The sequence below is a fragment of the Desulfitobacterium metallireducens DSM 15288 genome (assembly GCF_000231405.2).
GTDB lineage: Bacteria > Bacillota > Desulfitobacteriia > Desulfitobacteriales > Desulfitobacteriaceae > Desulfitobacterium_A > Desulfitobacterium_A metallireducens.
The window spans coordinates 14,968-38,153 of record NZ_CP007032.1 but is presented as its reverse complement, the minus strand read 5'-3'; the positions used below and the strand labels follow the sequence as shown (position 1 = coordinate 38,153).

General features: G+C 41.9%; 19 protein-coding genes, 1 tRNA gene and 1 other RNA gene. 1 reads left to right on the top strand and 20 read right to left on the bottom strand.

The genetic code is table 11. From position 1 onward, the window contains the following. Positions 1-443 precede the first annotated feature (443 nt). The 4 genes from DESME_RS00180 to metG form a co-directional block, all read right to left on the bottom strand. Positions 444-1,613 (bottom strand): resuscitation-promoting factor, encoded by a 1,170-nt coding sequence (locus DESME_RS00180; RefSeq protein WP_006717648.1) that lies wholly within the window; start codon positions 1,611-1,613, stop codon positions 444-446. Positions 1,614-1,706: 93 nt separating this feature from the next. Then, positions 1,707-2,516 (bottom strand): 3D domain-containing protein, encoded by an 810-nt coding sequence (locus DESME_RS00175; protein ID WP_006717650.1) that lies wholly within the window; start codon positions 2,514-2,516, stop codon positions 1,707-1,709. Between the two features lie 173 nt (positions 2,517-2,689). Further along, complete coding sequence (locus tag DESME_RS00170; RefSeq protein WP_006717652.1) at positions 2,690-3,457, bottom strand: TatD family hydrolase; 768 nt, start codon at positions 3,455-3,457, stop codon at positions 2,690-2,692. After that, a complete protein-coding gene (gene metG / locus DESME_RS00165; RefSeq protein WP_006717654.1) occupies positions 3,454-5,424 on the bottom strand; it encodes a methionine--tRNA ligase in 1,971 nt (656 codons plus the stop codon). The genes DESME_RS00170 and metG overlap by 4 nt, the downstream gene beginning before the upstream one ends. Positions 5,425-5,663: 239 nt before the next feature. Between metG and DESME_RS00160 the strand changes: the two genes are divergently transcribed. Next, a complete protein-coding gene (locus DESME_RS00160) occupies positions 5,664-5,933 on the top strand; it encodes an AbrB/MazE/SpoVT family DNA-binding domain-containing protein (protein WP_025248576.1) in 270 nt (89 codons plus the stop codon). Positions 5,934-6,120: 187 nt separating this feature from the next. Here the strand turns inward: DESME_RS00160 and rsmI are convergent, their stop codons facing one another. From rsmI to DESME_RS00085, 16 genes are all read right to left on the bottom strand, one after another. After that, positions 6,121-6,963, bottom strand: a complete 843-nt coding sequence (gene rsmI, locus DESME_RS00155) for a 16S rRNA (cytidine(1402)-2'-O)-methyltransferase (protein ID WP_006717658.1) — start codon at positions 6,961-6,963, stop codon at positions 6,121-6,123. A 290-nt stretch (positions 6,964-7,253) separates the two neighbouring features. Beyond that, on the bottom strand, positions 7,254-7,565 hold the full coding sequence (locus tag DESME_RS00150) for an initiation-control protein YabA (RefSeq protein WP_006717660.1): 312 nt from the start codon (positions 7,563-7,565) through the stop codon (positions 7,254-7,256). Beyond that, complete coding sequence (locus DESME_RS00145) at positions 7,562-8,383, bottom strand: PSP1 domain-containing protein (protein WP_006717661.1); 822 nt, start codon at positions 8,381-8,383, stop codon at positions 7,562-7,564. Before DESME_RS00145 ends, DESME_RS00150 begins: the two co-directional genes overlap by 4 nt. A 1-nt stretch (position 8,384) precedes the next feature. Continuing rightward, entirely contained in the window at positions 8,385-9,245 is an 861-nt protein-coding gene (locus DESME_RS00140) for a DNA polymerase III subunit delta' (protein WP_006717663.1), read from the bottom strand. A gap of 6 nt (positions 9,246-9,251) precedes the next feature. Beyond that, positions 9,252-10,688, bottom strand: a complete 1,437-nt coding sequence (locus DESME_RS00135) for an aminotransferase class I/II-fold pyridoxal phosphate-dependent enzyme (protein WP_006717665.1) — start codon at positions 10,686-10,688, stop codon at positions 9,252-9,254. A 361-nt stretch (positions 10,689-11,049) separates the two neighbouring features. Further along, positions 11,050-12,276, bottom strand: a complete 1,227-nt coding sequence (locus tag DESME_RS00130) for a Ger(x)C family spore germination protein (protein ID WP_006717669.1) — start codon at positions 12,274-12,276, stop codon at positions 11,050-11,052. Beyond that, positions 12,234-13,343 (bottom strand): GerAB/ArcD/ProY family transporter, encoded by a 1,110-nt coding sequence (locus DESME_RS00125; RefSeq protein WP_006717672.1) that lies wholly within the window; start codon positions 13,341-13,343, stop codon positions 12,234-12,236. Before DESME_RS00125 ends, DESME_RS00130 begins: the two co-directional genes overlap by 43 nt. Further along, a complete protein-coding gene (locus DESME_RS00120; RefSeq protein WP_041484005.1) occupies positions 13,344-14,900 on the bottom strand; it encodes a spore germination protein in 1,557 nt (518 codons plus the stop codon). It abuts the gene before it with no gap. A gap of 505 nt (positions 14,901-15,405) precedes the next feature. Then, positions 15,406-18,936, bottom strand: coding sequence for a pyruvate:ferredoxin (flavodoxin) oxidoreductase (gene nifJ, locus DESME_RS00115; protein ID WP_006717676.1), 3,531 nt, complete (start codon positions 18,934-18,936; stop codon positions 15,406-15,408). 248 nt (positions 18,937-19,184) lie between these two features. Then, entirely contained in the window at positions 19,185-19,439 is a 255-nt protein-coding gene (locus tag DESME_RS00110) for a pro-sigmaK processing inhibitor BofA family protein (protein WP_006717677.1), read from the bottom strand. A 75-nt stretch (positions 19,440-19,514) separates the two neighbouring features. Then, complete coding sequence (recR, locus tag DESME_RS00105) at positions 19,515-20,111, bottom strand: recombination mediator RecR (RefSeq protein WP_006717679.1); 597 nt, start codon at positions 20,109-20,111, stop codon at positions 19,515-19,517. A 20-nt stretch (positions 20,112-20,131) separates the two neighbouring features. After that, positions 20,132-20,470 carry a YbaB/EbfC family nucleoid-associated protein gene (locus tag DESME_RS00100; RefSeq protein WP_025248575.1) on the bottom strand — a complete coding sequence of 113 codons (339 nt, stop codon included), beginning with the start codon at positions 20,468-20,470 and terminating at the stop codon, positions 20,132-20,134. A gap of 77 nt (positions 20,471-20,547) precedes the next feature. After that, entirely contained in the window at positions 20,548-22,218 is a 1,671-nt protein-coding gene (gene dnaX / locus DESME_RS00095) for a DNA polymerase III subunit gamma/tau (RefSeq protein WP_006717684.1), read from the bottom strand. 94 nt (positions 22,219-22,312) lie between these two features. Beyond that, positions 22,313-22,577, bottom strand: an RNA gene (gene ffs / locus DESME_RS15515) — signal recognition particle sRNA large type. 73 nt (positions 22,578-22,650) lie between these two features. Next, positions 22,651-22,743 (bottom strand) — tRNA-Ser (locus tag DESME_RS00090). A 114-nt stretch (positions 22,744-22,857) separates the two neighbouring features. After that, entirely contained in the window at positions 22,858-23,028 is a 171-nt protein-coding gene (locus DESME_RS00085) for an aspartyl-phosphate phosphatase Spo0E family protein (RefSeq protein ID WP_006717686.1), read from the bottom strand. Positions 23,029-23,186 lie beyond the last annotated feature (158 nt).

Genomic DNA, 23,186 nt, shown 5'->3' with positions numbered 1-23,186 from the left:
TGAAGATTATTGGTTTACGCAAGGCCCTCCCCCCCTCTAAATCCTATTCTATTTCTAAAATATGATCAAAAGGCTTGTAAACATGCTACTTGTTATTTTTAGACGTAAGCACTTTATTGTAACCTTAAATTCTTAATGTATAAGATAATAAAAAGAGAGTGTCGCAAAATCCTATGGTCGTGTAGTTTCGCACCTATCCGTTCACTCTGGCGCTATGAAAGCTTTGTTCACCTGCATGTCCCTCCGCGAATCGTTCACTTCTATGCGCTATAGGAGACTAGCTTTGAATTGAGGAACGAAACTCAAAGCTTAGTCGACTTATCCTCGAAGGGGAGAAACTACGCTTTCGGGTCTTTTGCAATACTCAATAATTATTTTGAGCACCGAAAAAGGGGCTGTTTTGCGACAGCCCCTTTTTACAACTTGATAACTCAAATATTCTATTACTTGATATAAACAACTATGGATCTTACACCCCAAGAGTAAGCTGCATCTGCAGAATTCATATAGAGATCGACTCGGTTTCCCTTAATGGCACCACCCGTGTCTAAGGCGATTCCATCTCCATAGCCTTCGACATAGAGAGAACTTCCTAAAGGGATGACTCGTGGATCGACAGCAACGACTCCATAATGTACAGAAGACCCAGTTGCTGTAACCGAACCTGAAGAATAGGCACTAGCACGTACCACAATAGCTTTTGAAAAGTTAATTGTCTTCCCACCACGAGAAATCGAAGTTTGCGCTCCGCGTGCGACAACTTGGTTCACCGGTGTCTTCGTCACTTCTTGTTTCTGAACATCTCGTTGAACTTCTTCACCATCTTCGTAGGTTATCTTTACTACTTGTTGATTAAGCCCATTCTCTCCTCTGTTCACAATTCGATCCGGAAATCCAACTGGAAAATCGGCGGGCTTCGCAACAACTTGGTAAGGTATTTCTGTTGTTACTGTTTCTACCTTTTCTGTGACCCTTACGACCTGGATTTCATCATTTTCTTGTAGGTTATGATCCAAAGGTAATGAAACTTTATCCTGCCCACCCAGTGTAATTCCTAGTTTAGTAAGTGCTTCAGCGACAGTACGAGGCGCTAAATAAGTATCGATTTGTTTACCGTCAACTTTTACGTGAATTGGAACAGCTTTCTTTACATCTATTTCCATATTCGCTACTAATGGCGTTTGGAGATCTATATCTACTTCATCTGTTTCCTGAATGTTTAGCCCTAGACGATCTGATAAATCTTGTAAAGCTTCACCTACAGTTGATTTAGCTGAACGGCTAGTATATTCCTGCCCATCAAGCTTTACCGTGAGCGGAAGACTTCGAGTGACACTAACCTCTAGCCCTTTTTCTACTTGAGTAGAACGATCAGGGACAACAAGGTCTTCTGGGAAAACACCTAAACCTGAGTATTTTAGAGCGCTACCCACTGAATCGCTGATTGTCGTTATACTAACGACTTTCTCGTCAATTTGTACATTGATTGTTTTCGCTTTTAACAACACTACGGATGTAATAACCAAGAGTATTCCTAATAATGCTACGAATATTTGAGTCTTGCGGGAGCTTCGAACTAGCGAAATAGCCCTTGTCCCCGTTTTCTCAACCATTGAATCCCCCCATGATATTTTTGGAATGTTTTTCCATAATAACCTACAACCTCATTTTATCCTATCTGTGGTCAGTTGTCAAAAATAATTACATTATTTTCCATATAATATGTAGACTTGAACTGGACGCCTCCCCCAACTTATGCAATGTTGAAGACTTGGGAAAAATACATCAATAATATTTCCTTTAATTGCGCCGCCTGTATCAGCGGCGACTGCATATCCATAATCTTCAATATATACTTGAGTTCCTAAGGGAATTACCCGTGGATCAACAGCAATTAAACCTTCTCTAGGTTCAACCCCTGTTGCGGTCCGATTCCCTGTATAGGTGTAAGCTGTTGCTTCCATCGTCATAACCCTTTGGACATTAAGCTTGCTCACATCAATTTTAGGCTTTACTGCAACAATAGGCTGACTGTTGCGTAAGACTACACGCTTCTTTGGTGCCTCAAGCATAAACTGATGTGATATTTGCTCGCTTGTGACTTCTCCATCAATCTGGGTTATTTTGATTACCCTTCTTTCAATTCCTTTTTCTCCTTCATCTTTAACCTTGCTCATACCAGGAGCCAGCTGACCTGACTCCACATACTCTGTTGCAACCGGAACCTCGACGTCTATGATTCGAAATTCAGTACGAACTTGTGTACTTTGCTCAGGCACAACTTGCTCAGAAACAATTTCCTCAGATATAACCCCTTCCTTTGGCAATGAAGGTATTAGCGGAGTCGAAAGTTGCAGCCGAGGAACTACTCTTTGGGGTAAATTCTCAATAACCTTATCCATTGGTAGGTAAACCATAGTCGTACCCACTAATAATAGTCCACTCCCTATATATACACTCCGGTTCTTTGCAGTTCGCCAAAAATCCATATAGTTAGCTATAGGCAATGAATACATTTTTTCCCCCCCTCATTTAAAATTATGAAAAAGACAATGAAAAAAGAACCGACAAGCAACCTTGAAAAAATGTCTTAAGTTGGCTGTTCTGCTCGTATAAAAATTTAGTCCGGAAAACTAATCAGTTTTCCGGACTAAAATGTGATTTCTCAAAATCAACTTAAATTAAAGAGTTAGCCTTGTACCCTAAATAAACGTATAGCATTTTGGAAGGATTGCTGAGCCACTTCCTCAAGACTAAGTTGCCGAAGTTCTGCAATCTTAGCCGCAACCTCGCGAACATAAGTTGGCTCATTTCGCTTACCTCGATAAGGTTCAGGAGGTAAATAGGGAGAATCCGTCTCCACAAAAAAACGATCGAGCGGTACTTTACTGGCTACTTCAACTGTTTGACGATTATTTTTATAAGTAAGTGGTCCTGCAAAAGAAATATAAAAGCCTAAGTTTAGAACAACTTTTGCCATTTCCCAAGAACCAGAATAGCAGTGGAATACTCCACCGTATTTCGGAGGATGTTCCTGTACAATTTTCAGAAGATCTCCGTGAGCCTCACGATTATGAATAATAATGGGTAAACCCGCTTGATTGGCTAGCTCTATCTGCTGAATAAATATCTCCTGCTGAATTGACCGAGGAGAAAGATCCCGATAGTAATCCAGCCCAATTTCCCCCCAGCCAATGACCTTTTCATCCTTTGCAAGCTGAAGCAGGGTTTCCCATGTTTCAGCGGTTACTCCTTCAGCATCATGAGGATGAACTCCAACTGCAGCATAGATAAAGTCATAACGATGAGCTAATTCAACAGAGTGTTGAGAAGATGGCAGGTCATATCCAATATTGGTCACACGGGAGATCTGAGCATTTTTCATGTTTTCAAGAACGTGTTCAAAGTCCTCCCGATAACGGGGATCATCGAGATGGGCATGGGTATCCCAAATCATTTAACGCGAGCTCCTCCGGGTAAATCTTTATTGACCGAAATCACTTCTAATACTCCATCCTGAGATGCAGCCAAAATCATACCTTGAGAGACAATTCCCCGTAATTTGACTGGCTTAAGATTAGCGACAATGACCACCGATTTCCCCACAAGATCTTCAGGAGTATAGTGTTGGGCGATTCCCGAAACGATGGTCCGTTTCTCTCCAGACACCTCAATTTCGAGTTTCATGAGTTTGTCCGTTTTCTCTACCTTTTCAGCTTGAAGAATTTTAGCCACACGCAAGTCAATCTTTGCGAAGTCATCAATTGTAATTTCTTCTTTAATAGGCTCAAACTCAGATTTTACATCTACAGCTTCTACCGGTGCAATGTTTTGCTCATTAACTCCTTGATTCATGTCTTGCTCCACGCTCTTACTCTCCTCTACACTTGTCCATTGTGATACATCAACGCGGGGGAATAAAGGCTGACCCTTCTCGACCCGTGTTCCTTCTGAAATAATTCCCCAATCAGTGGCATCTTCCCAACGAAGCAAGGCTTGATCCACTCCAAGAAATCCGAGCATCTTACCCGGAAGCTTAGGCATGAAAGGTGCACAAAGAATTGCAAAAATACGTATTGCTTCGGCAAAGGTATGCAAAACATGATCTAACCTCGCCTGACTATCCTCTTGTTTAGCTAGAGCCCAAGGTGCTGTTTCATCCACATATTTATTCATCCGAGCAACCAACCGCCAGATGTTTTCCAAAGCACCTGCAGGATCCAACGCTTCCATTCTTTCCTCAACCTTAGCTTTTACTTCCTGACTTAAGGCTTTAAGTTCCTGTTCCAAAGCAGTATCTTCTCCTACTTTAGGAATAAGGCCCTCTCGATACTTCACAATCATCGCTAAGCTCCGGGAAACAAAATTACCCAAATCATTGGCTAAATCACTGTTAAGGCGATCTACAAGATTATCCTCAGAATACGTACCATCTGCTCCCACTTGCATTTCACGAAGAAGGAAATAGCGAATGGCATCCGAGCCATAACGTCGGATTAATTCAAAAGAGTCTTGGACATTTCCTCGTGACTTAGAAATCTTGCCGCCCTCCTTGCTTAAAAACCAACCATGGCCATATACTTTCTTCGGCAATGGAATTCCTAAAGCGATCAATATAATCGGCCAAATCACAGCATGGAACCGCACAATATCTTTGCCCATTAAATGGACATCAGCCGGCCAATACTTTTGATAGAGCTTGCCATCTGGATAGCCTAAAGCTGAAATATAGTTGATCAATGCATCCAGCCACACATAAACCACATGTTTTGGATCAAAAGGAACTTGAATTCCCCATTGGAACGTTGTTCTTGATACACAAAGGTCCTCTAAGCCACCTTCAACAAAACGAATCATTTCATTGCGTCGTGAAGCGGGTTGGATAAAATCAGGATTTTCTTGAATATGCTTAAGCAAAGCATCTTGATATTTAGAAAGTCTAAAAAAATAACTTTCTTCTTTTAATAATTCTACGTCTCGTCCACAATCTGGATTCGGACATTTGCCATCGATTAACTTACTTTCCGGCCAAAAGGTCTCACAGGGGGTACAATACCAGCCCTCATATTCAGACTTGTAAATATCCCCTTGATCGTGAAGTTTCGTAAAAAGCGCTTTAACGACTTGATGATGACGTTCCTCTGTTGTCCGAATAAAATCATCATTCGATATATCAAGCTCTTCCCAAAGTGACTTAAACCGTTCGACAATCCCATCAACGTAACTTTTGGGATCCATCCCTTTACTTTCAGCTGTGCGGACAATCTTTTGCGCATTTTCGTCTGTACCTGTTAAAAAGTAAACATCGTCTCCATTCATACGATGATACCGGGCAAAGGCATCAGCAGCAACTGTCGTATAAGCCGTCCCGATATGGGGGCTTGCATTAGGATAAAAAATGGGGGTTGTTATGTAATATTTCAAGAGTCTCAGTCCTCTCCAAAGTATTTGTAACGATTCAAATCTATTATAAAGTCTTTCGGCAAATTTTGCAGAATTAATTTAACGTTTTTTGTCAAGTATCTCCAATTTAAGAACCACTATACCTAATATAAAAGAAACAACAACTTTTTTCCAGAAACCCATTGACTTTAAATGGTACGGTTGGTATCATAAGGGTGTTAGAAATTGTCGAATGTTGTTGTAAGGAGGGAGTCATGATGATGAAATCAACGGGAATCGTGAGAAAAGTAGATGAGCTCGGTCGGGTTGTACTTCCGATCGAACTACGTAGAACTCTGGGAATTGATGAAAAAGATGCTCTAGAAATTTACGTCGATCAGGAAAAAATCATTCTCAAAAAATATGAGCCTGCTTGTGTTTTTTGTGGTAATGCTAGCGATATTCAAGTGTTCCATGGCAAAAATGTTTGCCGCGAATGCGCAGCAGCTATGGGAGCAACTGTAGCCAACAATGAATCTGAAGCTGTTTAAAAAACTTAAGCAGAATACATAGAAGGCGTAATCGCCTTCTTTTTTTATTCATCTGAGACTTAGCGGAAACTAAGTCTCTTTATTTTACTTTCAGAAAGTATAACCTTCGGTTTCATACTTTCCTCCAGCATAAGGGCAACCAGCGACTTTCGTCCCTCGCTAAGGCTCGGCGAAAGCCGGGTTTTCTTTATTCCTTACGATCTAAAGTCGCTTGATAAACTTCTCTCTTACTAATCCCATATTTTTGGGCAACACGTTTCATGGCTTCCTTCGGTTGTAACCCTTGATGGATTCCCTCTTCCACTTCTTCTCGCCACTCTACTGGGCCACCTTGAACTGGCTCTTCTTCATAGGGAGCTAGAAGAACGCAGATTTCTCCACGTGGGGGAATCGCCTGAAACTCCACTTTTAAACTCTCTAATGTTCCCCGATGGACCGTCTGATGAAGCTTTGTTAGCTCACGAACAACTACAGCTTCTCGATCTCCACATACCTCCAGAAGATCGGTAAGCGTATCCACTAATCGATGTGGGGCTTCATAGAAAATTTGCGTAAAAGGGAGCTTAGCATACCCTTTAATTTCACGTTTTCGGGCACTCTTTGTTGAGGGAAGAAAGCCATGAAAAATAAAATGATCATTGGGAAGCCCTGAAAGAACCAAAGCCGTTAAACCCGCATTAGGTCCAGGTAGAACATCAACAGGAACATGCTCTGATAAACATAGGCGAATGACTTCTTGTCCAGGGTCAGAAATTCCAGGCATACCTGCATCAGAAATCAAAGCGATCACTTCTCCACCTTGAAGTCTGTGCACCAATTCCTGAGCCTTCCCTTTTTCATTATGTTGATGATAACTCGTTAAAGGAGTTTTGATCCCAAAATGCTCTAATAGCTTTCGTGAATGCCGAGTATCCTCCGCTGCAATCACATCAGCATCACGCAAAACTTCAAGAACGCGTAGGGTGATATCCCCTAAGTTTCCAATTGGCGTCGCACAAACGTAAAGCGTCCCCTTCTCAACTGTAGCCAATAAAATAACGCTCCTATCAAAAAGCTTTTAAATCTACTCCAAAAATATCCTTACCCAAAAGTTTTGTTAGCAAGGAGTGAAGGCCTTTGAATGAGTCGTAACCAAACTAAACGAAGGCGAGTTCTTGCATAAAAGGGTTGAGCACAGGACGTGCCTAGTGCAGAGTGCGCCAAGGATGGCATAGCAACTCTGCATGCCGATTCCTGGCGGAAACCCGAACCCTAAATTCGAGCCTGAGTACTAGTTTGGTCGACGAATGAATGGCCGAAACGAGTGCCAACAAAACTTTACTAATCTTTCCTCAAAAACCCCATGCAGAACAAACAATCTCCCTCCTCCAGCGGCTGCCCGAAATGGAGGTGGCAGATATGGAATCCTTCTTTATATAACTTTTCCAAGTTATCATGAGCAACACCCTGAAGGTGTTCCGCATTTGCAATAACCCGCTCGGTCTCTTGTTCTGGAATGGCACATAATTCTCGTTTTAGTCTAGCATTTTCTTCTTCCAGACTTTCGACATACGGACGTAATCGTCGTACCTCTTCGAGCAGGGAATTTAATTTCTCCTCTACTTCAGTTAAAGCCTGGGTCAATTGACTCATACTTTCTCACTCTTTCCTTTATTCTTTTCCCCTTTCCTTTGACGTCCCTTCCCTGAAACTGGAATTGCCTGGGCAGGTCGCTCAGGTTTATCGGGTTTACCTTCTTTTTGAATATTTTCTTGGTGACAACATCCCTGATTATTTTCGCAGGGATACTTTGCCCCCTCCCTTAACTCCTCATCATAAGCACTATTTTCATATTTTAGACAACACATCAGTCGCCCACAAATTCCAGAAATTTTAGTTGGATTAAGGGATAATTTTTGATCCTTGGCCATTCGAATTGATACCGGTTCAAAATCTCCAAGGAAAGTGGAACAGCAGAGCATTCGACCACAGGAACCCACCCCACCTAACATCTTAGCCTCATCACGAACTCCGATCTGTCGGAGTTCAATACGCGTCCGAAAAACTGAAGCTAAGTCCTTAACCAATTCTCGGAAATCAACCCTTCCCTCAGCGGTAAAGGAAAATATAATTTTATTACAATCAAAGGTAAATTCTACATCCACCAATTTCATAGGAAGTTGGTGCTCTTCTATCTTTTTGAAGCAAATCTGAAAAGCCTCTTTTTCCTTCACTTTGTTTTCTTCCACAATTTGCTCATCTTCTGGAGTCGCTTTGCGAATGACAGGCTTAAGCGGAGAAACCACAGTGTCTTCCGGAATATTTCTTGGCGCAATCACTAAATCTCCAAATTCAACCCCACGCGCGGTTTCCACAATCACTTTATCCTCAATTTTAAGTCCAAGATCTCCAGAAGAAAAGTAATAAATCTTTCCTGCCCGCTTAAAACGGACCCCCACAACCTCTACCACTTTAATATCCTCCTTGCCGAAATAATTCTAGGGCCAATACTTCAATCGCTAATCGAGGATTAGCCTGCTTTCGAATTTGATCCAGCGTTTTATTTATAGCTAACATCGAGCCTGGACTTCTTAAGTCTCCATATTCTTGATAGGCTAAGACCTGGAGATAAATTAAAGCTTCATTTTTTTCAATGGGGAATAGATTAAACACCTTCAGAAAATCTCGTTCTTGAACCGATTCCTGAAATTGATTCACCCATTGCTTCACTTTAGCCACACCCAATTCAAGAATCACCTGAGCACTATCTGGATCGTTCCCACACAACCGGAAAGCCTCATTTGCTTCCTGCCGATTTATTGAAGGGTCAAGAGAATCTATCCAAACTTCTTTTTCAATTACTGGAAAATAAACAGCTTGTGCACGACTTTGAATAGTGGGTAGCAGTGTTTCAGCGTTTTGAGCGCTCAAAATAATAATTGTTCTTTCTGGTGGTTCCTCAATGACCTTCAGTAAGGCATTCTCTGCAGGAAGGGTCAATCGATCAGCCTGTTCCAGAATATAGACCTTATATTTTCCCTCATAGTGTTTACGGTATACTTGCTCTTGCCAATGGAGGATTTCTTCAATTCCAAAAGAGGCTTTTTGAGGTTGCAGAATCTGAACATCAGGATGGTTACCTGAATGGATCTTACAACAAGCAGAACACTCTAAGCATGGACCATCTTCCCGTGGTCTTTGGCAATTTAAAGCTTGAGCTAAATACATACCCGCTTGGCGACGTTCAACAACAGCTCCACTATGGAACAATAGTAAATGGGCAAGGCGCTCTTCAAGAGCGGCCTTCACCAAAAGCTCAAGTGCAATATTCATCCGCTCTTATCCCTCCTCAATGACCCAAACGCCTTTTTCAGGACTTTCCCACCCTTGCCAGCTTTTTGAGGAAGAATCTAATAGTGCCTCTAATAATTCGGGGGTCATTTCTTCCCCCATGACGACCCAAGGAATCCCTGGTGGATAAGGGGAAATACTCTCCCCAAGAATTTTTCCTAAGCTTTCTTTAAGCGGAATCTGACGTTTTGGTGCCAGGAAGGCTTCACGTGGAGTAAGTCTAAGAGATGGCAAAGGAATTTCATATCCCTTTACAAAATCTCCTCTATTTTCATTATAGTTAATCATCATTAGACCAGAATCTTTTTCAGACTCAGCCCATTGTACCATGGCAATTAGTCCTTCGGTTAACCGTTGGACCTCTTCCAGAGTATTACCGATTCCTAATAAAAACAAGATATTCTCTTGATCCCATAATTCTGGCTCAATCCGGAAATACTTTCTTAAGAATTGAACACCTAATGGTGCCGCTAGCCCAATTGAAGAAGTATTGATCAAGATTTTTGACCAATCGAGCTGAGCAATTCCATATCGGCCTTTATCCTTTAAATTCAATATGCGTAGAACTTTTCCAACGCGTTGATGAAGTTCCTGGACAGCTTCAAAAAGAAGCTTCCAACGTTGTTCTTCTTGAGCATATTCAACGGCCCGTTCTAAAGAAGCCATTAAGAGATAACTAGGACTGGAAGACTGTAAAAGCTCTAGTCCTTGCTTCAAACGGTTTCTCGAAATTCTTTCTCCTTGAACATGAAGCATCGCCGCCTGAGTTAAAGCACTCAACGTTTTATGAGAACTATGTAAAACAAGATCTGCGCCCCATTCTAAAGCTCCCGGAGGAAAAAGTTTAGATAAGTAATGCGAACCATGAGCTTGATCCACAAGAATAGGAACGGAAGATCCCCACAAATCTCGTCCTTGAACGATAGGAGAGACATCAGAAAGGGTTCCATAATAACTGGGATAAGTTAGGTGTACCCCTTGTATCTCCCTCCACAGTTGAGGCTCAAGCTTATACTCATATCCTAAGGGTAAATGGAACTCTGGGTGAACAACAGGTTTTATGTATACCGGTTCTAGCCCAGAAAGAACAAGGCCCGCCATAACGGAACGATGGGATTGTCTTTCTATTAAAACCTTCCCCTTTGTTCCCGCAAGAGCTAAAAACATCGCTTGGTTACCAACAGTCGCCCCATTTACCAAAAAGAAACTTTCTTCAGCTCCGAAAACCTGTGCTGCTCGTTTTTGCGCTTTAGCAATTACACCTTGTGGCGCATGCAGCATATCTAAACCAGGAAGTTCTGTCAGATCCTGTTCTGGAAAATTGAGGTTCTTAAAAAACTCGCTTTTCCCTTTGTGTCCAGGAGTGTGAAACGACAGAAATTCTTGTTCTTGGTACTTTAACAGCTCCTCTCCTAGGGATAACAAAAACATTCCCCCAGTTCTTTTATTTAAGAGGTATTTCCTTTTATTGTATCACATCTTATTTGAAGATTCATCTAGTCCAAAACAACCCTTACCTTATTTAAAAAGAACCAAAGAACCCCAAAAGTCTCATAGGAAAAGAGTATTCTTTATTTCCCTAAAAAATCTTTGATAAAAAATTGAACTGTTTGAACTCATAGCTATTCTATGGCAACATTCTGAACAAAAGAGTACCCCTTGAATTCGAATCCCATCATATAGCCCCTGAATCGGGACCTCCTGACAGCATTTACAACGCGGCAAGACTTGAGAATTCATGAATCTTTCTCCTTTCATTAATCTAAATCAAGAATTCGCCCTCAATCTATTCTTGCCGAGTTTCTTTTGGGCTAACCGGACTATTGCGCCCAACCCCACTGTTCTCAATGACGACCTCTACCTCAATGTCAACGGGTAACTCCTGCAGCGTATTTTCCCAATGATTACGAACTTCTTTCCATAAACTCGGATTCTTCTGTTCGATATGACGGCCTATTCCTAGAAAATCGTTAGGAATCTCTTTATCTTTACTAATAGCTGACCGACATTCCTTTTCAATCGCTTGAGCCACTGCTTTTTCAGCATCTCTTGAAAACGTACCCCATTCTTCAACAGACATCGGAGGCTGGCTGCCTTTGATATCATCGATAGTTGCTTTCGCCTTGAGCTGATAACTGAAACGTAGGCCCTTTTCATCCTGAGTTACACTATATTTTGCTTTTGAACTCGTGACCTTCGCCGTAAGACTGATCCCGTTTATTTCCTCTGTACCGATAAAGCGGATACCTATTAAATTCTCTAACCACATAAATCCTTTTGTTTCTTGGTCTGATAAATAACTAATGATTTTATCCCCACGAAATACCCCAGCCCCCTCGATCTGAAGTTCCTCCGCCTCTCCACCCTCACTCCCTTTGTAATCAATTCCGCCCTCTCCTGGTTGTAGCCGATCCACAATGGGAACAATCGGGGTTTGTCCTTCCCGAGATAATAAGGTAAGATAGTGCCCAATCCTTATGACTGGATAGGTAGAGACACCTTTACTTTCGTCAATCCTACCCGCAAGACTTAAGGAAGGTAACTGATCATTACGAAGCTTAGTATTCAGAATATCTTTGGCCTTCCCTTTTGCCACGAGCAAATACATTGTTCTCCTAAACTGATAAAACCTTTGAAATGAATCAATCATAGAACCGATCCCTGATTTCGCCAGTTCCTCGCCAATGATCAATACTTTAGTCGTTCCTAGAAAGGGATGGCGATCAAGAATTTCATATAATTTATCTTCACTAAGTGGAGCATGGGTCACTTCTGTGGTAAGTGTCCAATTATTAATCTCCGCGCCACTTTGCCCCCCCTTTTTAGGCTGAGCCATTTGGTAGGTCAAGATAATATCTCCGGGTTTTTCCCCTTGATCAATTCCAAGACCGATAACGAAAGCCAGTTGCTCAACTTCCCTTTTCCCCCAGCATCCTTCAAGAAAAAAAACAGAAAAGATGAGAAGAAAAATTAGCACCCGTTTGAAGATTGTCTTTGTTTTCTTTGCTTCCACGTGCTCACCCCCCAGAGTAGGAGTATCCATACCAGTGCTAATGGCAAAATAAGGTAGCGATCCGCTTGAACAATTGCAATTAAGATATCGGCTCCTCGGACTGAAGTCCAGGAAACAACCATAAAAATAGGAATTATTAGGGCATGGGCGACCCACCGTTTGACTTTGAACACAGACTGAACTCCCCACCACGCAAGGAAATAAAAAGCCGATATTTTTATTATGCTTGCTCCCATCCAAAACATCATAAAAATAGACTCTATTCCCGAAATCGTCCGGGAAATTTCGATCATTTTACCAAGCGTCAGCAATCCATAGGTTTGTCGTGCAGTCTCAGTGGGACCAAAAACCCAAATTTCGACAAGAGTAATCAGCATATCGATAAACCCTACGAGTAGGAAAATGTACCCCAACTTTATCCTCATTTGTTTAATTTCTTGTTGACTTGTAGGTAAAAATTCTAAAAGGCCTCCTAAAAACAGAATAAATTCCATCGGCCAGGGAATTATCTCAACAACTCCATATAATACGGGTTTAAACCCATTCTCGAGAAACGGGAAAAGCTCTCCCGGCTCAAAACGTGGAATTGATAAAAGAGCTGTCCCCACTAAGGCTAACACCAATATTGGAAAAACAATCTCTGAGAAGCGAGCTAGGACCTCAAGTCCGGCATAGACCATCATTAAGATCAATGGCAACCCAGCGAAAATAAAGACCCAACGTGGGGTCACCGGTAAAATTGAACGGGAAAACATATCGATACCTTGTCCAACAATCATTCCTCCAAAATATGCAGCAATCACGCATACCAAAATTCCAAAAATTTTACCGATCCACTTGCCAAGAACTTGCTCGGTAATCTGAATGAGATTTTTTTGAGGATATCTTTCAGCTAAAGACAGTACCATGAGGCCGAAGGGAAGACCAAAAAGAAACGCGGGAATAACTGCCATCCAGCCGTCACGCCCTGCCAAACTTGTTACAACTGTCCCTACGGGTAAAAAAGTCGTTCCTAAGGTAACGCCTGCACCCAACATCAGGAATTGATGAGTAGAAATTCTCTCCATCTATTTTGTCCCCCCTGAACTCGAATTAGGGTCTTCTACATCAATCAGTTCAGGTCTCCTCTTCATCGCCCACCAAGGAGCTCTAGCAAATGTATCTTGTAATAATGCACGAATTCTTAGAGGAGCAATAGGGCTTAAATAGGGAACCCCAAAAGAACGAATACTTAATACATGAATAAGTCCAGCATAAAGCCCCACTCCCACTCCGTAAAAACCCATTGTTCCAGCTAATAGCATTAGCGGAAATCGGATGAGACGGACAGCAATTCCTAAATCATAAGCAGGAATCGTATAACTTGCAACGGCAGTAATCCCAATGACAATGACCATCAGAGGGCTCACGAGACTCGCCTTTACTGCTGCATCCCCAATTACCAAGGCCCCAACAATCCCTATCGTCTGTCCAACCGGTTTCGGTAGGCGAAGCCCCGCTTCTTGAAGAATTTCCAAGCTTAACGTCATAAGCAATGCCTCTCCTAAAGCCGGAAAAGGTACTCCCTCGCGTCCCGCTGCAATGCTCAACGCTAAAGAGGTCGGTAAAATCTCCTGATGAAAGGTTGTAACTGCAATATAGATGCTCGGTGCAAGGACTGAAACGGTCGCACCTAAATAGCGAACAAAGCGGATTAGGATAATTATCATGGCCCGTTCATAATAATCTTCATTCACTTGCATCAACTTTGACAAAGTAATTGGGACAAGCAATGCGGTTGGTGTTCCATCAGCCATAATTGCTACCCGACCCTCTAACAAATTTGCTGTAATGACATCAGGTCGTTCTGTATGATAAACCGTGGGAAAGGAAGAGTAGGGTGAATCTTCAATCATTTCCTCAATGGAATCACCAGCAACTACCCCATCCACTTTTATCCGACTCAAACGTCGAAGGACTTCGGATAAAACATCAGAGTTCACAATTTTATCAACATAACAAACGACGACATCCGTGTGGGTCAAATCCCCAAGCTTTAGGGAAACGATTCGCAGAGAGGGATGCTTAATTCTTCTTCTGAGTAAGGACGTATTCGTTCGCAGCGTTTCTGTAAACCCTTCCTGAGGCCCCCGGATGGACGACTCAATCTGGGGCTCGGAAACAGCTCGCGAGGCCCAACCTCTTGCTCCGATAACCAAAGCTTCCGATAGATTCTCAAAAAAGAGAACAGCATCTCCTGATAAAATGCCATCAAGAGCCTCTCCCATCTTATCAATTTTCTTTATTTCATTGGCCGGTGCTAAACGTATTAGTACATTATCGATAATATTGTTTTGCGTTAGCTTTTTTATGTCAGGATCTAACTGCAAATCCACCATCAGGACTCGAAGAATAAAGTCATTTAAGATAGACTTATCAATCAGTCCATCAACAACGACAAGCTCACATGGGATTTCCTCTTGCGCCCGTAAACTAAACTCCCGGAAGACAATGTCACTACTTTTTTCAAGTTCTTCCCGGATTATTTTGTAGGATAAAGGTTTTTCACGCTCCTGATCAATCGGCAAAACTGGAGGCTTGCGAATTCTTCGAGTATGGGGTCTTAGGGTAAGATCCTTAATCATTTTTAGCCAACTTTTCAAAACGATTCCCCCTCATCTAGCTTATCTTTCGCGAAGTTCCTGCTCGTTATGCATCTGTTTCTAGCCTCCTGAATCGCTGAACAAGCCAGAGACCCCTTTAAGGTCAACACTCGGTAAAAAAAGGCCTGCACAATTGATGGTCGTGTAGCTTCACGTGCATCCGTTCACTCAACACTCAGGAACTCGACCTGATGTGAGTCGCTCCTATGCGTCCATGCACCCGCGACATCAGGCCTTCCATGGCCAAGTCCAGTGGCGCCGTTAACCCACGCAAGCCTCGTGCGTTAAACCGTTCCTCCTCGCAAATCGTTCACTCCTGTGCGTGAGGCTACGCTTGAGGGTCTTTTGGGAGGAAAAGAAAGGGGCTGTTAATTTCAACAGCCCCTGGTCTTTCAAACCCAATTTTTAACCCATATCAGTCAGCAAAAAAAAAGAGTGGGAAATACCCACTCTCAAAATTCGAAAAAATCATATTGAATTAAGTTTCTTAGTCCCACTTTTGATCTGCAAGACGTTTGTAAGAGTCATAACGAACCTTTGCATACTTCTCAGCGCCGTTAAAGAGTTCCTCAGCAGTTTCTGGGAAGGTTTTCAGCAAGGAGGTGTAACGAACCTCGCCCATGATGAAGTCACGGAAAGGTTTAGTTGGTTCTTTGGAATCCAACGCGAATGGATTCTTACCTTGATCTTCAAGATCCGGGTTGAAGCGATAGAGATGCCAATAACCCGATTCAACGGCATTTTTAGATTCATTTAAGCTCTTAGACATTCCTACTTTAAGACCATGGTTAATACAAGGTGCATAAGCAATAATAAGTGAAGGTCCCTTGTATGCTTCTGCTTCTTTAATCGCTTTAAGCGCTTGAGCCATGTTTGCCCCAATTGCAATTTGGGCGACATAAACATAACCATAACTCATAGCCATCATACCCAGGTCTTTTTTGCGGATCTTCTTACCAGCAGCAGCGAACTTAGCTACAGCAGCACGTGGTGTTGCTTTAGAGGATTGTCCGCCGGTGTTGGAATATACTTCAGTATCCATAACAAGAATATTCACATCATCGCCTGAAGCAAGAACATGGTCTAAACCGCCGTAACCGATATCATAAGCCCAGCCATCTCCACCGACGATCCATTGTGATTTTTTAACGAATTGATCTTTACGAGCGTAGATATCTTTGAGAAGACCATTGTCTCCTTCGTAGTTATTCAGAAGAGCAAGAACCTTAGCCGATGCTACTTTGGATTCATCGCCATCATTCATACTCTTAATCCACTCTTGGAAAGCTTCTTTAAGCTCAGCGCTGATATCAGTAGCGATAGCTTCGGTCATCAATTGTGCTACTTTATCACGTTGTTGACGAACACCAAGATACATACCATAACCGAACTCAGCATTATCTTCGAACAGAGAGTTTGCCCAGCTTGGACCTTTACCTTCTTTGTTCGTGGTATAAGGAACGGAAGGTGAACTACCGCCCCAAATGGAGCTACAACCTGTTGCATTAGCAATCATCATACGATCACCAAAGAGTTGGGTGAGAAGCTTAACATTCATCGTTTCACCGCAACCTGGGCAAGCACCATTGAATTCGAGAAGAGGTTGTGCAAATTGACTATTCTTAACTGTGAATAAGTCAAAACGTTTGCTCTTATCGGAAAGCGTAAGTGCAAATTCCCAGTTATCTGCTTGAGCTTCAATTTGCTCTGGTGCAAGCTTCATAACAAGAGATTTTTCCTTAGATGGACAGATTTCAGCACAGTTTCCACAACCAGTGCAATCGAGTGTGTCCACTTGAATACGGAATTGGAGACCTTCTGCTTCTTTACCGATCGCCTTTTTGCCAGCAAAGGTTGCAGGGGCTTGAGCTGCTTCTTCTTCATTCATTAAGAAAGGACGAATTGCAGCATGCGGGCAGACATAGGAACATTGGTTACATTGGATACAATTATCCATTTGCCATTCGGGAACCATGACAGCAATCCCACGTTTTTCATACGCAGCAGTGCCAGAAGGAACTGTACCATCCTCAATACCAGCAAAAGCGCTGACAGGAAGGCTATCTCCTTCTTGTGCATTCATAGGAATCATAAGATTCTTGACAAAATCCGGTAATTCTTTGGTTGCCGCAGCTTCTGCTTGTGCGTCCGTTGCTGTAGCCCAAGAAGCAGGGATTTCTACCTTAACGAGAGAACCAACTCCGCGATCAATCGCAGCATTATTCATGTCAATAATGTTTTGACCTTTTTTACCATAAGCTTTAATAACGGATTCTTTAAGGTAGCCAATCGCTACATCAACAGGAATCACGTTAGCGAGCTTAAAGAAAGCCGCTTGCATGATCATATTGATACGGGAACCCAAACCAATCTCACGGCCAATTGAAACAGCATCAATGATATAGAAGTTGATATCATTTTTCGCAAGGTATTGTTTTAAAGAAGTAGGAATTTTTTCTTCCAGATCTTCCGGTTTCCATTGCGTGTTAAGAACGAAAGTTCCGTTCTTCTTCAAGCCTTTAACTAAGTCATATTGGCCAACATAGGCTTGATTATGACAAGCAATGTAGTCTGCCCCAATAACATAATAGGGAGATTTAATCGCTTTCTTACCAAAACGAACGTGAGAAATCGTAGTACCTCCAGATTTCTTACTATCATATTGGAAATAGGCTTGAGCAGACATATCGGTGTGGTCACCAATAATTTTGATGGCTTGTTTATTCGCACCGACTGTACCATCAGAACCCAACCCCCAGAATTTACAAGAAATTGTTCCTTCCGGTGCTGTATCAATGAATTCATCTTCAGGCAAGGATAAATGGGTTACATCATCGATAATTCCGATGGTGAAACTGTTTTTAGGTTCTGCTGCATTAAGGTTTTTATAGACAGCCAAGATTTGAGAAGGTGTAGTGTCTTTAGAACCTAAACCATAACGTCCACCCACAATTACCGGACGCACTTCACTTGTATAGAACGCATCTTTGATATCAAGATAGAGAGGTTCACCTGCAGAACCAGGTTCTTTTGTACGATCAAGAACTGCAATCTTCTTCACCGTTTTCGGTAAAACGTTGAATAAATATTTAGCGGAGAACGGGCGGAAGAGGTGAACTTTAATAACCCCAACTTTTTCTCCTTTAGCCATCAAATAATCGATTGTTTCTTCAATGGTATCGCAGACGGAACCCATGGCAATGATGACACGGTCAGCATCTTCAGCACCATAATATTGGAAAGGATGATATTCACGGCCCGTGATTTTTTTGTATTCTTGCATATAATGCTCAACAATATCTGGGATTGCCTCATAGAAGCTGTTTGAAGCTTCACGGCCTTGGAAATAAATATCCGGGTTTTGAGCAGAACCGCGAAGTACAGGATGTTCCGGATTCAAGGCACGAGCCTTAAATTCTGCAACAGCATCACGGTCTAAGAGTTTAGCAACATCTTCATAATCTGTGACTTCAATCTTTTGAATTTCATGGGATGTCCGGAAACCATCGAAGAAATGGACGAACGGAACACGTGCTTTAATCGTAGCTAAATGAGCAATAAATCCTAAATCTAGGGCTTCTTGAACACTATTAGAAGCAAGTTGAGCAAAGCCAGTAGCCCGAACAGACATAACGTCTTGATGATCGCCAAAAATAGAAAGCGCATGAGTTGCTAAAGCACGTGCACTAACATGGAAAACGCATGGCAGTAATTCTCCAGCTATTTTATACATGTTTGGAATCATGAGGAGTAAACCTTGAGAAGCTGTATATGTAGTTGTCAACGCACCTGCTTGGAGAGAGCCATGAACCGCACCAGCAGCACCAGCTTCAGATTGCATTTCTACAACCTTAACAGCCTGTCCAAAAATGTTCTTCTTGTCATGAGCAGCCCATTCGTCTACAAATTCGGCCATCGTCGAAGAAGGCGTGATGGGGAAGATGGTTGCGACTTCTGTAAACGCATACGACGCATGTGCTGCCGCTTCATTACCATCCATGGTTTTCATTTTTGCCATTGGATACATCCTCCTTAAAATGTGAAAAATTTAATTATAGGGTTCTAAGGTTTCTTTCTATCCCCTAAATTCTAAGTTATATGTATAATGCATATATTGTTGAAATAGATAGAATTTTCATAAAAGAACCCCAAAAAAACAGATTAGGGCACTATTCTGGTCATTCCTGAATAGTCCCCTTTTTCTTTAGTCTCAGTATACCCTTCACGTGTTTCATTAGTCAAGGGTGTGTGAAAATGTATACATAATTAAATTCCAAATGCCTGAAGCCCAGCAAGTGCTAAAACACCTGGGAAACCTAATAACCCTACAATAAAAATTGTAAATATATTAATCGGAATTCCAAAACCTAAGACACTTAAAATAAGATCAAAGATCCATAATCCCACAATACCACCAAGAATATGAATCGACAATTTAAGCAATAAATTAGGCTTTCCTAAGCTCGTGCGAACAACTAGTCCCATCAAAACAACAAAAAGACCTAAAAACAAAAAAGTCATGGTTTGTCCTCCTTTGTCCATCCTAGTCCAAGCTTATGCTTGAACCAGGCAAAGAAGAACTACCACAACTTATTTTTATAGTAATCGACGGCCTTCCAAAGCACGTGCAATCGTGACTTCATCTGCGTACTCCAAGTCTCCGCCTACCGGTAAACCATGAGCAATACGCGTGACCTTAATTCCAATAGGTTTTAAAAGCTTGGATAAATAGATTGAGGTTGCCTCTCCTTCGACGGTTGGATTCAATGCCATAACAACTTCCTTAATCCCCTCTAGTCGATTAAGGAGTTGGGAAACCGTTAATTGCTCAGGCCCAATTCCTTCTAATGGAGATATAACCCCGTGTAAAACATGATATCTACCTTTAAATTCTCTCGTTTTTTCAAGAGCGGCAACGTCTCTTGGCTGCTCTACAATACAAAGAAGTGAAGAATCTCTTTTTTCACTGGTGCAAATGGGACAAGGATCTTGTTCCGTGTAGTTTGAACAAATAGAACACTCTTTAATGTTCTCCATGGCATTGTGGATCGCATCAGCTAGTGATTCTGCGATTTGAGGTTGCTGCAAAAGATAGAAGGCTAAACGCCCGGCCGTTTTCGGCCCTATTCCGGGGAGTCTCGAAAGCCCTGAGATAAGATCCGCTAAAGGTTGCGGATAATTTAAAAAGTCCATATTCTAGCTCACTTATCCCTTTAAAACAATCCAGGAATTTTTAGTCCACCGGTCAGCTTACCCATCTCTGAGGCAGTCATTTCTTCGACTTTCCGGAAGCCCTCATTGACAGCCGCCTTAATCATATCTTCGAGCATTTCAACATCTTCTGGATCAACAGCCTCTGGCTTAATTTTCAATTCAATAAGTTCCATTTTCCCACTGACGACAACTTGGACAGCGCCTCCCCCAACAGAAGCCTCAACCGTCTTTGTTTTTAGCTCCTCTTGAGCTTTTGCCATTTCTTCCTGAAGTTTTTGGGCTTGTTTTAACATATTACCCATATTGCCCATATTCCCCATACCACCTTTATAACCCATCATTGCACGCTCCTTATTCCCTAATCATAATTATGGCACTGTATTAAAATGATTGTACTTAAAAACTTCTTTCTTGTCTAATCCTGTTTAACAATTACAAGATCTGCCCCAAAAATATCTTCAGCTTTTTTGACAACAAGGTTACTTTCCTCTTCCTCTTGATCTATCTCGGGTTTGAACTTTTCCCATTCACTTTCCATCATATTTTGCAAATGTAAGGGAACTCCAAAAAATTCCTGCAATACTTTTTCAATAGTTTCTCGGTTTTCTGTTTGATCAACCTTGTCCCTGTGAAATGATAACCCCTCTTTGAAAATAATAAACAGTTTTAGCTCTTTTAAATCTAATGGTTTTCCTTCCATTAAAAAGGCATGGGTTGATTTTTTGTATTTACGAACGTGATCCAGAACTTCTGGCCACTTATTCTGAATAAGCTCAAGCGATACCCCGCTTTGGCCCCTCTCCACAGATTGTGCCTTAGCAATCACTTTTGGTTCAACTTTACGTTTTTCCTCAGAGGGATTACGAGGACTTTTTGTAGAGATTTGTCCTTGTTGCTGAGGATTCACTTGTGTAACCTGAAGGGGCTGTCCTGAAGCTAACTTACGAACCTCTTGTTCAAGTAAGGTTAATCGCCGTCCTAACTCCTCGGAACCCGAAGGAGTCCCCTCCTGTGTATCATAAATCATTTGAACAAGTAACATTTCCGTTGCAAGTCGCGCATTTGACGCATATTTAAGCTGACTCTCTCCATGCAATAAAATACTAATCCATTGCAGAACAAGTCTCATCCCTGCCTGTTCACTTTGTTCAACAATCTTTTCTTTGAGTTGAGGAGCAACAAAGGGAACTCGATGTGTTGAAACATAAAGTAAAACCTGACGTAAGTACTCCATAAATTCTTTCAATATCTGCCGTGGATCACGGCCTTGATTAATTCCTTCAGTCAATAATCCTAATGCTTGAGCATAATCACGAGTCAGAAGTATATCAAGAAGTTGGGCACTATATTCTTCTCCAACCATCCCTAAGACTTGATAGACATGTTCTACCCCAATATCCCCATCAAGGAGTAAGCACTGATCGAGAATACTTAAGGCATCGCGTAAGCCTCCTTCAGATTTTTGAGCAATAATCTTCAAAGCTTCTGGCAAAACGGTACGATCGATAGATTGACACACTTCTTGCAATCGCGTCTCAATCTGTTCAAGGGGGATTCGGTGAAATTCAAAGCGTTGCACCCGAGATAAGATTGTTAAAGGTATTTTTTGAACTTCAGTTGTTGCCAATATGAAAACGACTCGCTTAGGCGGTTCTTCTAACGTCTTGAGCAAAGCATTAAAAGCTTCCGTCGTTAACATGTGAACTTCATCAATGATATAGACTTTATACTTTCCTTCACCTGCACTAAGTCGAACATTCTCACGCAATTCGCGTATTTCATCGATACCTCGATTCGAAGCAGCATCGATTTCTAATACTTCCATCGCATTTCCTTGATCAATACTTAAACAGGAGGAACACTGATTACAAGGCTCAACTCCACCTGGATTCTCGCAATTTAAAGCTTTAGCTAGTACTTTGGCAGCAGTCGTTTTTCCCGTTCCACGAGGGCCGCTAAATAAATAGGCATGCGCAATTTTTTCTTGTTTTAAAGCATTGGTGAGGGTCTTCGTAACATGTTCCTGACCCACCATTTCGCTGAAGTTTTTCGGGCGCCATTCACGGTAAAGCGCTAAATAGGCCATTGTCCCACCTTCACTTTCCGCCGAGACAAAGTCAGCCAGTATTTTCCTGTATATACGAAAAAAGATGGTTCATAGACCATCTTAAATTTAAAGGTCGTGCACCTTTGTCCGAACAAACACTTCCGGACGAATCCAAGCTTTCTTGCTCAGTTCAGGCGACCTTACGGCACACATAGCGTGCTCCTTAGTGCTGCTTCCGTCAGGATCTGACACGGTTCGAAGTGCTCTGTTGCGTAAGACCCAAATTTCATCGCAAGTTAGACTTGGCCGCTCCACAAGCGTTGCCCTCGCGCAGGAATTCCACCCTGCTACAGCGGATTGCAGGTTACAGGATTCCGCCACCACCCCGTCTAGCACGACCAAAATTATTATAACAAAAGAAAAAGCCAAAGTCGAATACAAAGTGATCAAACTTGGCCCTAGTTATCCGTATGGCGGAGAGAGAGGGATTCGAACCCTCGACACAGGTTACCCCATGTACTCGCTTTCCAGGCGAGCGCCTTCGACCAGCTCAGCCACCTCTCCATGGTGCGTCGTTGAAAATAATTGATTAAATTTCAAGTGACGTTTGCTATTATAAGCTATCGTTGAAAACCTGTCAACCAAATTTCGTCAAAGATAATTCATTGCTAAAAATTGTCACCAAAAACTTAATTGTTGATAAACAGTTATTCTTTGATATTGATTTAATAATTGATCAAGTTGTTGACTTACTGCGACAACTTCATCATCGACAAGATTATGGGTTAAGCCCAATTGATTCAGCTTTTTTCGCAACGCCTCTATTCTCTTCAAAAGCCTTTTTTCCATATATATTCCCTCCGAAATGTATTTATATGTTAATTTTAAAGACTTCAAAGGAATATAACAACGAAATTTAATCCAGAAATAGGTAATTCTATGTCGTAATATGGTAACAAAGAGGATATTCTATTCTTTAAAATTAGAACGCCCACTCCTTTGTTACT